Raw genomic sequence first — 10329 nt, 5'->3', positions numbered from 1 at the left:
ATGGGCGGCACGATGTCGTTCCGTCGTCAGGGCGCGGCCGCGCACGCGCGCCGCCACCCGGGCGGCGGGCCGCGGCGCGCGGCCGCAATCTGCCCGCATCCTAGCATTCCGGCGGGGCCGCCAGCGACCGAAACCGCCGGGTATCGCGAACCGCGCATCGTCATCCGCGTCGTCATCGTCCGGTCACGGCCGCCGCAGGTCGAGCGTGAACGGGAATTCGCGGCTCGGCGCGGCCGCCGCGACATCCATCCGCCCCGGCGTATGCCCCATCTCGACGAAGCGCGCGAGCCGGCGGCTCTCGGCTTCGTATGCATTGACCGGGAACGTCGCGTAGTTACGCCCGCCCGGATGCGCGACGTGATAGCGGCAACCGCCGAGCGAGCGCTGCAGCCACGTATCGACGATGTCGAACGTGAGCGGCGCGTGCACGCCGAGGGTCGGATGCAGCGCGGACGGCGGCGACCATGCCTTGTAGCGCACGCCCGCGACGTATTCGCCGACGGTGCCGGTCGGCTGCAGCGGCAGCGCGCGGCCGTTGACCGTCACGACGTGCCGGTTGTCGTTCAGCCCCGTCACGCGCACTTCGAGCCGTTCGACCGACGAATCGACGTAGCGCACCGTGCCGCCGGGCGCGCCCTCCTCGCCCATCACGTGCCACGGCTCCAGCGCGCCGCGCAGCGACAGCTCCATGCCGTTCACGGCGATCTGGCCGAACAGCGGGAAGCGGAATTCGAAGTGCGGCGCGAACCACGCCGGATCGAACGCGAAGCCGGCGTCGCGCAGTTCGGTCAGCACGTCGTCGAAATCCATCTGAAGAAACGCGGGCAGCATGAAGCGGTCATGCAGCGCGGTGCCCCAGCGCGTGAGCGGCGTCGTGTACGGCGCGGCCCAGAAACGCGCGACCAGCGCGCGCAGCAGCAATTGCTGCACGATGCTCATCCGCGCATGCGGCGGCATCTCGAACGCGCGCAGTTCGAGCAGGCCGAGCCGGCCGGTCGACGAGTCCGGCGAATACAGCTTGTCGATGCAGAACTCGCTGCGGTGCGTGTTGCCGGTCACGTCGATCAGCAGGTTGCGCAGCACGCGGTCGACGAGCCACGGCGGCATGTCCTGCCCGAACAACAGCTTGTTGCGCTGGATCTCCGCGAACGCGATGTCGAGCTCGTAGAGCTGGTCGTTGCGCGCCTCGTCGACGCGCGGCGCCTGGCTCGTCGGCCCGATGAAGAGCCCGGAGAACAGGTAGGACAGCGACGGATGGTTGTGCCAGTACGCGATCAGGCTCGCGAGCAGGTCCGGGCGGCGCAGGAACGGGCTGTCGGCCGGCGTCGCGCCGCCGAGCACGAAGTGGTTGCCGCCGCCCGTGCCGACGTGGCGGCCGTCGACCATGAACTTCTCGCTGCACAGCCGCGACTGCCACGCGGCGTCGTACAGGAATTCGGTGTGATCGACGAGCTCGTCGAAGTTGCTGGCCGGATGGATGTTCACCTCGATCACGCCGGGATCGGGCGTCACCTGCAGCAGCTTCAGCCGCGCGTCGCGCGGCGGCGGATAGCCTTCCAGGACGAGCTTCACGCCCAGCGCGTGCGCGGTCAGCTCGATCGCGCCGAGCAGCTCGAGATAATCCTCGAGCGCGGCGAGCGGCGGCATGAACAGGTACAGGATGCCGTTGCGCACTTCGACGCACAGCGCGGTGCGCGTGATCCATGCGGCGGATTCGAAGCGCTCGGGCTGGCGACCCGGGTCGCGCGCGGCCGGCCGGCCGTTGCCGGCCGTGCCGTCGTCGCGCCACTGCATCACGGTCTGCGCGGACGCCTCGCGATGCACGCCGGACAGGTAGCGCGGCGCATCGGCCGGCCCCGCGTAGCGCGCGCGGATCGCGGCGGCATCCGGCAGCGCGTCACGCGGCGCGAACGGGTCGCGCTCGACGAGATACGGATAGTCGGCGCGGCTCGCCCACGGCAGCGAATCGAGCGGCAGCCGATAGCCCATCGGCGAATCGCCGGGCATCAGGTACATCCGCTCGTCGCGGAAGAACCACGGGCCCGTCTGCCAGCGCGGGCCGTCGAGGCCGGGCGCAGCTTCCGTACGCTTGACCGGCAGCACATAGCCGACCACGCTGTCGAGCTGCTGCTCGAACACCTTGCGCAGCCGCGCGCGTTCGAGCTCGTCGTCGAGACGCGAGTCGAACGGGTCGACGTTGACCGGCAGCCGGCGCTCGCGCCACAGGTAGTACCAGACGTCCTCGTAGCCGGGCCGGATGAATTCGTCGGTCAGGTTCAGCCGCGCGGCGAGCGCGTCGATGAAGCGCTTCGCGTCGTCGGTCGTATACGCGGACGGCTCGCGCTCGTCGGCGAACAACGACGGATCGTGCCATACGGGCTGGCCGTCCGCGCGCCAGAAGATCGACAGCGCCCAGCGCGGCAGTTGCTCGCCCGGGTACCACTTGCCCTGCCCGAAATGCAGGAAGCCGCCGTCGCCGTATTCCGCGCGCAGCCGCTGCACGAGTTCGGTCGCATAGCCGCGCTTGGTCGGGCCGAGCGCGTCGGTGTTCCACTCGGCGCCGTCGCGATCGTCGATCGACACGAAGGTCGGCTCGCCGCCCTGCGTGAGCCGCACGTCGCCGGCCGCCAGCGCGCCGTCCACCTGCGTGCCGAGCGCCAGCACGCCGTCCCACTGCGATTCCGTATACGGCTTCGTCACGCGCGGCGATTCGTACACGCGCGTCACGGTCATCTCGTGCTCGAACGACACCTCGCACTCGTCGATCAGCCCCTCGACCGGCGCGGCGCTGGTCGGCTGCGGCGTGCAGGCCAGCGGAATGTGGCCCTCGCCGGCGAGGAGACCCGAGGTCGGGTCGAACCCGATCCAGCCGGCGCCGGGCAGGTACACCTCGCACCATGCGTGCAGGTCGGTGAAGTCGACCGACGTGCCGCTCGGGCCGTCGAGCGATTTCACATCGGGCGTCAACTGGATCAGGTAGCCCGACACGAAGCGCGCGGCGATGCCGAGATGACGGCACAGCTGCACGAGCAGCCATGCGCTGTCGCGGCACGAGCCCGAGGCCAGTTCGAGCGTCTGCTCGGGCGTCTGCACGCCCGGCTCCATCCGCACGAGATAGCCGATGTCGTGCTGCAGTTGCTGGTTCAGCGCGACGAGGAAGTTCACGGTGCCGGCCGGCGTGCGGTCGACGCCGTCGAGATACGCGCGGAACAGCGGCGACGCGCTCGTCTGCGGGTCGCACACGAGATACGGCGCGAGCTCCGTCTTCAGCGCGTCGTCATAGCTGAACGGGTACTGCTCCGCGCTGGCTTCGAGGAAGAAGTCGAACGGGTTGTACACCGACATCTCGGCGACGAGATCGATCGTGATCTCGAAGTGCTCGGTGCGCTCCGGAAACACGAGCCGCGCGAGATAGTTCGAGAACGGATCCTGCTGCCAGTTGATGAAGTGCTGCGCGGGCTCGACCGTCATCGAATACGCGAGGATCGGCGTCCGGCAGTGCGGCGCGGGCCGCAGGCGCACGACCTGCGGGCCGAGGTTGACGAGCCGGTCGTAGCGATAGCGGGTGGTGTGATGCAGCGCGACGTGGATGGACATGGGAGCTCGGTTCGGGTTGGGCCGGCCGGGCGCCGCGTCGCGCTCGATGCGACGCGGCACCCCGGCCTGGCGGATTCGGCGAAAACGTGCGCGAGGTCAGACGAGCTCGGGCGTCTGCACGACGCTGATCTCGACACCGACGGCCGTCGCGCCGAGCCCCGTCACCGGCTGCGCGTCGCGATAGTCGAGGCCGACCGCGATGCGCACGTAGCGCTCGTCCGGGCAGCGATTCATGAACGGATCGAACCCGACCCAGCCGAGCCCTTCGACATAGGCCTCGGCCCACGCATGGCCGGCCGGCTGCTGCATCAGCCCGGCCGCCTGCGGCTGCACGCCGTGCGCCGGCTGCGGCATCCCCTGCGACTGCGACTGCGCGGCATGCGACGCGCCGAGCACCTGCTGCATGCCCTCGCCGCTCTGCAGCGCGAGCGCTTCTTCCTCCTCGCTGTCGCCCGCGTTCTGCTTCGCGTCGGCGATGCGCTGCATCGCGCTGTCCGCCAGCACGTAGCCCGAGATATAGCGCGCGGGAATCTTCAGCACGCGCGCGGCCGCGATGAACGCATGTGCATGGTCGCGGCTCGTGCCCTCGCCGCTTTGCAGCGCGGTTTCCGCGTCGACGGGAGCGTCGGCGGCCAGGTTCGGTGCATACGCGATGCGGTCGTGCACTTCCGTCATCAGCCAGTGCAGCGCGTCGAGGCTGTGCGGCTCGATCGGCAGCGCTTGCGCGAGCGCACGCACGGTGTCGCCCGCCTTCGTCAGCGCCGTTTCGCGCTCGAAGATCCACGGCGGCGCATAGCCTTCAGGATGACCGAGTATGCCCGCGCGGTCCTGCGTCTCGACGACGCCGGCCGCGATGACGACGATCTCGGCCTTCGCGCCGCGGTCGTGCCGCACGAGGTCGATCCGGTTGCCGAGCCCGTCGGCATAGGACAGCGACGGCTCGACACCGTCGATCGTGACCTGCCACGCGCGCACCGTCTGCCCGGGGCCCGACTGCGGGCGCAGCCGCAGCCGTTGCAGCGCATGGGTGGCTTGATCGTCGTACTGATAACGCGAGATGTGTCGGATGGCGAGTCGCATGGCAAGTCTCAGTCGAAGTTGTAAGCCTGGGCGATTTCGAGCCCGAGGCTGTTGTTGCGGCCGATGAAGTCGGTCAGGAACTCGTGCAGGCCGCTCTTGAAGATCCGCTCGACCGAGGTGTCGGACAGCATTTGCAGGATCTTCGTGGCCGTGTCGTGACACGGGTGTGTCACACCGTAATCCTTTGCGAGCAGGTTCAGGCTCGACACGACGCGCCCGTAGCAATAACGCAGCGAACGCGGCATGCGGCCGTTCAGGATCAGGTAGTCGGCGATGTTCATCGGCTTGTACTGCACGTCGTACACCCACCGGTACGAACGGTGCGCGGCGACGCAGCGCAGGATCGTCTCCCACTGGTAGTTGTCGAGGATCGTGCCGACGTGCGACACCGACGGCAGCAGCAGGTGGTATTTCACGTCGATGATCCGCGCGGTGTTGTCGGCGCGCTCGACGAACGCGCCGATCTGCGCGAAATCGAAGATCTCGTTGCGCAGCATCGTGCTGTAGAAGCTGCCGAGGATCAGCGCGGTTTCGCGCTTCACCTGGTCGAGCACGGCCGGCAGTTCGCTCTCCGGCACCGGCTGCGCGAGCGCGCGGCGCAGCGCGAGCCACGCGCCGTTCACGCTCTCCCATGCCTCGCGCGTGAGCGCCGTGCGCACCATCCGCGCGTTCGAGCGCGCGGCGTCGATGCACGACAGCACGCTCGACGGGTTGTCGCGGTCGCGCAGCAGGTAGTCGGTCACGGTATCGGCCGCATACGCGTCGTATTTCTGCCGGTAGCCGTCGTCCGTGCCCGAGCTGACGAGCACCGACGACCATTCGGCCGGCGCGTCGGACGTGCGCGTGAGCGCCATCCGCAGCCCGGCATCGACGATGCGCGCGATGTTCTCCGCGCGCTCGATATAGCGGTACATCCAGTAGAGACCGCTTGCAGTACGTCCCAGAAGCATCTCGTGTCCACTCCGTCTTCGTTCGGTTGGCGCCCCGGTCGCGGGGCGCGCGGTCGCGTCCGGCTCAGTCGGCCAGCACCCAGGTGTCCTTGGTGCCGCCGCCCTGGCTCGAGTTGACGACGAGCGATCCCTCCTTCAGCGCGACGCGCGTCAGTCCGCCCGGCGTGATGCGGATCCGGTCCGACACCAGCACGAACGGCCGCAGGTCGACGTGGCGCGGCGCGAGGCCGGCTTCGGTCAGGATCGGCGTCGTGGACAGCGCGAGCGTCGGCTGCGCGATGTAGTTCGCGGGGCGCGCGCGCAGCTTCGCGGCAAAGGCTTCGAGCTCGGCTTTCGATGCGCACGGCCCGACCAGCATCCCGTAGCCGCCCGAGCCGTGCACTTCCTTCACGACCAGTTCGTCGAGATGGTCGAGCACGTATTTCAGGCTGTCGGCCTCGCCGCAGCGCCAGGTCGGCACGTTCTCCAGCAGCGCCTTGCGGCCCGTGTAGAACTCGACGATTTCCGGCATGTACGAGTAGATCGCCTTGTCGTCGGCGATGCCGGTGCCGGGCGCGTTCGCGATCGTGATGTTGCCCGCGCGGTACACGTCCATGATCCCCGCGACGCCGAGCACCGAATCGGGGCGGAACGTGAGCGGATCGAGGAATGCGTCGTCGACGCGGCGATACAGCACGTCGATCGGCTGGAAGCCTTCGGTCGTGCGCATCGCGACGCGGCCGTCGATCACCTGCAGGTCGCTGCCCTCGACGAGATGCACGCCCATCTGGTCGGCGAGGAACGAATGTTCGTAGTACGCGGAATTGTGGATGCCGGGCGTGAGCACGGCGACGGTCGGGTTGTCGGCGTTGCCGCCCGGCGGGCACACGGCCGCGAGCGACTGGCGCAGCATCTGCGGATAAGTCTCGACCGGGCGCACCTTCACCTGCTGGAACAGCTCCGGGAAGAGCTGCATCATCGTCTCGCGGTTTTCCAGCATGTACGACACGCCGGACGGCGTGCGCGCGTTGTCTTCCAGCACATAGAATTCGTTCTCGCCGGTGCGCACGATGTCCACGCCGATGATGTGCGTGTAAACGTTTCCGGGCGGCCGGAAATCGATCATCTCCGGGATGAACGCTTCGTTGTGCGCGATCAGGTGCTTCGGCACGATGCCCGCGCGCACGATTTCCTGGCGGTGGTAGATGTCGTCGAGGAACGCGTTGAGCGCCATCACGCGCTGCTCGATGCCGAGCGACAGCCGGCTCCATTCGGCGCCCGAGATGATGCGCGGGACGATGTCGAACGGAATCAGCCGCTCGGCGGCCTCCGCGTCGCCGTAGACGGCGAACGTGATGCCCGTCTTGCGGAACACGCCTTCCGCGTCGTAGGCCTTCTGGGCGAGGCTCGCGGGATTCTGCGTGTCGAGCCACTGCTTCAGGCGCGCGTAGGGCGCCCTTACCATGTCGCCGGATTGCAGCATTTCATCGAATGGCTTCATCGATCTTTTCTCCATCGATCGTTTTCCCCGGCATTGCGCATGCCGGACCGGCGTAATGAATGCTTTGCAAGGAACGTGCCTTGCGCGATCCCCTCGATATCCCCCCGTTTTTGCGCCGCGCCGGGCACGCCCGCGCGGCATTGCGCACCATCGCGGTGCAGCGCCCGACGCGACGGGCGACGACGGTGCGTCGCCGGCGCGCACGGTTCATGCTGCGCCGCGTCTTTCGAACATAGTTCCCCCGCGTGTCACGAATGTGCAATCTGCACTGCACAAAAAAAACGGCCCGCCCGCGCATCGGCCCAGCGGAACGAAAGGACGGGAAGGCGGGCCGGCACGCGCACGGCGCAACCGGCCCTGGGGGAAGTACCGTCTGCGGCCGCACCGGCAGTTCGACGCGATGAACTGTCTGGTTAGCCGGGTCCGGCACCTCAACGCTATGCAGCCGTAATCCCGCCGACAACGCCCATGCATATTTCGACTGACACCCATCGAAAAAAAACATCGGGTCGGGCGGCGCGATGCGCGGTACGCTAGAACGTTCGTGCAGCAAACGGTGCCGCCGCCTTTCAGGCGCCCGACTATAAAAAGCGAAGATCGAAATGGAAGCAAAGTGGCTGGAAGATTTCCTGAGCCTTGCGGATACCAAGAGCTTTTCCCGGGCCGCGCGTAACCGGCACCTCACGCAATCGGCATTCAGCAGACGAATAGCGGCACTCGAAACCTGGATGGACGCGAAGCTGGTGGACCGGAGCATCAACCCGATCACGCTCACGCCAGCCGGCCAGATGTTCCGCGGGCTCGCCGCGGACATCCTGCGCAGCATGTATGCGGCGCGCAATCTCGTGAACGGCTACGACCAGTTCGCGGCCAGCGACCAGGTCGTGCGTTTCGCGGTGGCCCACACGCTCGTCTTCACGCTGTTTCCCGAATGGCTCAAGCAGCTCAACGGCGAGGTCGGCCACGTCACCGCGCGCGTCAACGCGGTGAACGTGCCGGAAGGCGTGCAGCAGCTCGTCGAAGGGGAATGCGACCTGCTGCTCGGCTATCACCATCCGCAGTTGCCGATCGTGCTCGACCCGAACCACTTCCCGTTCGTCAGCCTCGGCGTCGAACGGATCCTGCCCGTGTCGACACCCGATGCGCGCGGCAAGCCCGTGTTCCAGCTGCCGGGCACCCCCGATGCGCCGCTGCCGCTGCTCGCGTATTCGTCGGGCGCGTTTCTCGGCAACATCGTCGAGATGCTGCTGCTGAATGCCACCGAGCCGTACGTGCTGCACCGCTGCTTCGAGACGCACATGTCCGAGGCCCTGAAAGGCATGGTCGTGGCCGGGCACGGGATCGGCTGGCTGCCGGAAAGCTGCGTCGCGAAGGAACTCGCGGAAGGCACGCTCGTGTGCGCGGGTTCCGGCGACTGGATCACCGAGCTCGAAATCCGCCTGTACCGGTCGGCCCGCAAGCGCGGGCTCGCGGCCGAGCAACTGTGGACCTACATCATGAACCGGCCGCGCACGGCGGTCGACGGTGCAGCCGGCGCGGCCGAACCCGCGGCCGCACCGGCGATGCGCATCGCCCGGCGCAGCGCGGGCGGCAGCCGCTGATCGTCGCGTTCGCGTCGTTCCCGCGGGCGACGCGAACGCAAGTCCGGTTGGCGACAATCCGGTGTGCGCATCCATTCGCGCCGCGCCGCTTCCCGGAGCACACGACCCGCTTTCCGGTAGCAAGCGACGATCCCGCTTTAGCCTGAAAAATGACCGTGCCGGACGCGTAATCGATATCAGATGATTCGCAATCGTTTGCATCCCGCGGATGAACTTTTTACGTCCGGCATTGCACATCGGCATTTTCAGTCTGATTATCAGGACAGAAATACCCTGTTACAGAACAAATTAAAAGTTTCGATTTACCTGTAACAATCTAAAATACCAACAACGCCTCCTCCGCATTTCATATCGTGCGACCTGTATCTGGATCGATTTCAATTTTCCTGGAACACAGCCGCAAAAATTCCTTTTATCAGTTGTTATTTTTCGGCACGAATGTCAATACTTCCGACGTGATTCAATGCGTGGCGGATCATCGCTACCGACTAGCAATATTCATATTCGGCAATATCGACTTTCTTCATAGTTAAGAGAATCGCACGAATCCGTCGCAATCCTATTTAAATAGGATATTTAACGTCGTCCCATTCAGGCCACACGCGGTTGTTGGTTCAAAGTCCATCGTGTATCAATAGCGTGTCGCAAAAAGAACGTTGGCAAATCTGACTCGGAATAAATGCTCGCCATTGATTCCGGACGGGAGGTTGCAATGTCTTCCTCGTTTCGACAGCATGCTCGCCCTTTCCTGAGCGTCTTCATCTGCGCGCTCAGCATGAATGCGATGGCCCAGACGCTCGCGTCCCAGCCGCCCGCGTCCGCGCCCGCCCCTGCATCCGGCCCGGGTGCGGATCGCTACGTCATTTCGTATATCTGCGGCGATGCGCGGATCGACGGTACGGCACCGCTGCCGCCCGACGGACGGCCGTACAACCTGGGCGTGTCGTTTGCTTCGGCCAAGACGGGGCAGCCGCTCGCCAACGTCCAGGTGCGCCTGCGGCGACATGGCCGCGTGCTCGTCGAATTCAATGCATCGGGGTCGCGTTGCCTGTTCAGCGTGCCCGATGCGAGCTACCGGGTCGAAGGAACCTATCAGGGCGCGACCCAGTTTGCGATCGTCGAAACGGGTGCGCTAACCACGCAGTTGAAATGGTGAGCGCCGCCTGAGCGCACCGCATCACGTCTTACACCACAACGTATCCGTATCGAATCGAGGAGACATGAATGACTCGTGCAGAACGACAGGACGGCTCGCCCGCCCACCAGCCGAAACCCTCCTGGGGTCCCGGAAAGAACGCGGCGCTCAGCTTCGCCGCATTCGCCGCGATCTTCGGCCTCTTCGCGTACGCCGAACGGGACACGACGGTCGGCCATGCGAGCGTGACGCACGACATCTCCGGCGCGATCGGAGCCGCCGTCGGGAAAACCCGCAACGCGATCATGACCCTTGCCTCGCACGGACCCGCAACGGGCACGTCCGGAACATCGGCCGAGCCCGGGCCGGCCCCGACACGCACGCCGGCCTCACCGCCCGTGCCGCCGCCGCAGGTCGCGTCGACGTCGGCCGCGCCCGAGGTATCCACGGTGCCGCCCGTCACGCTCGCGGTCGAACCGGACGCCA

The 10329-nt window shown here is 66.7% G+C and carries 6 protein-coding genes and 1 pseudogene; 3 read left to right on the top strand and 4 right to left on the bottom strand.

Going from position 1 to position 10329, the window contains the following annotated elements:
- Positions 1 to 183: 183 nt before the first annotated feature.
- The 4 genes from G3N98_RS35715 to G3N98_RS35700 form a co-directional block, all read right to left on the bottom strand.
- Positions 184 to 3597 carry a transglutaminase family protein gene (locus G3N98_RS35715; protein ID WP_089474633.1) on the bottom strand — a complete coding sequence of 1138 codons (3414 nt, stop codon included), beginning with the start codon at positions 3595 to 3597 and terminating at the stop codon, positions 184 to 186.
- 96 nt (positions 3598 to 3693) lie between these two features.
- On the bottom strand, positions 3694 to 4677 hold the full coding sequence (locus G3N98_RS35710) for a transglutaminase family protein (RefSeq protein WP_206150760.1): 984 nt from the start codon (positions 4675 to 4677) through the stop codon (positions 3694 to 3696).
- A gap of 8 nt (positions 4678 to 4685) precedes the next feature.
- Positions 4686 to 5627: an alpha-E domain-containing protein gene (locus tag G3N98_RS35705; protein ID WP_089427755.1), complete on the bottom strand. Its 942-nt coding sequence runs from the start codon at positions 5625 to 5627 to the stop codon at positions 4686 to 4688.
- Between the two features lie 64 nt (positions 5628 to 5691).
- Positions 5692 to 7107, bottom strand: coding sequence for a circularly permuted type 2 ATP-grasp protein (locus tag G3N98_RS35700; RefSeq protein ID WP_046547558.1), 1416 nt, complete (start codon positions 7105 to 7107; stop codon positions 5692 to 5694).
- Between the two features lie 602 nt (positions 7108 to 7709).
- Here G3N98_RS35700 and G3N98_RS35695 point away from each other — a divergent pair.
- From G3N98_RS35695 to G3N98_RS40045, 3 genes and pseudogenes are all read left to right on the top strand, one after another.
- On the top strand, positions 7710 to 8708 hold the full coding sequence (locus tag G3N98_RS35695; protein WP_089432519.1) for a LysR substrate-binding domain-containing protein: 999 nt from the start codon (positions 7710 to 7712) through the stop codon (positions 8706 to 8708).
- 712 nt (positions 8709 to 9420) lie between these two features.
- Positions 9421 to 9864 carry a hypothetical protein gene (locus G3N98_RS35690; protein WP_089474629.1) on the top strand — a complete coding sequence of 148 codons (444 nt, stop codon included), beginning with the start codon at positions 9421 to 9423 and terminating at the stop codon, positions 9862 to 9864.
- A gap of 68 nt (positions 9865 to 9932) precedes the next feature.
- A pseudogene (locus tag G3N98_RS40045) lies at positions 9933 to 10329 on the top strand (hypothetical protein); the annotation flags it as partial.

It is taken from the genome of Burkholderia sp. Tr-20390 (genome assembly GCF_017104595.1).
Taxonomy (GTDB): domain Bacteria; phylum Pseudomonadota; class Gammaproteobacteria; order Burkholderiales; family Burkholderiaceae; genus Burkholderia.
This window is presented reverse-complemented; position numbering and strand designations above follow the sequence as displayed.

Bases quoted from the DNA above. Each gene is read 5' to 3' on its own strand.
- G3N98_RS35705 (WP_089427755.1), bottom strand. From the start codon at position 5,627: ATGCTTCTGGGACGTACTGCAAGCGGTCTCTACTGGATGTACCGCTAT.
- G3N98_RS35700 (WP_046547558.1), bottom strand. From the start codon at position 7,107: ATGAAGCCATTCGATGAAATGCTGCAATCCGGCGACATGGTAAGGGCG.
- G3N98_RS35710 (WP_206150760.1), bottom strand. From the start codon at position 4,677: ATGCGACTCGCCATCCGACACATCTCGCGTTATCAGTACGACGATCAA.
- G3N98_RS35690 (WP_089474629.1), top strand. From the start codon at position 9,421: ATGTCTTCCTCGTTTCGACAGCATGCTCGCCCTTTCCTGAGCGTCTTC.
- G3N98_RS35715 (WP_089474633.1), bottom strand. From the start codon at position 3,597: ATGTCCATCCACGTCGCGCTGCATCACACCACCCGCTATCGCTACGAC.
- G3N98_RS35695 (WP_089432519.1), top strand. From the start codon at position 7,710: ATGGAAGCAAAGTGGCTGGAAGATTTCCTGAGCCTTGCGGATACCAAG.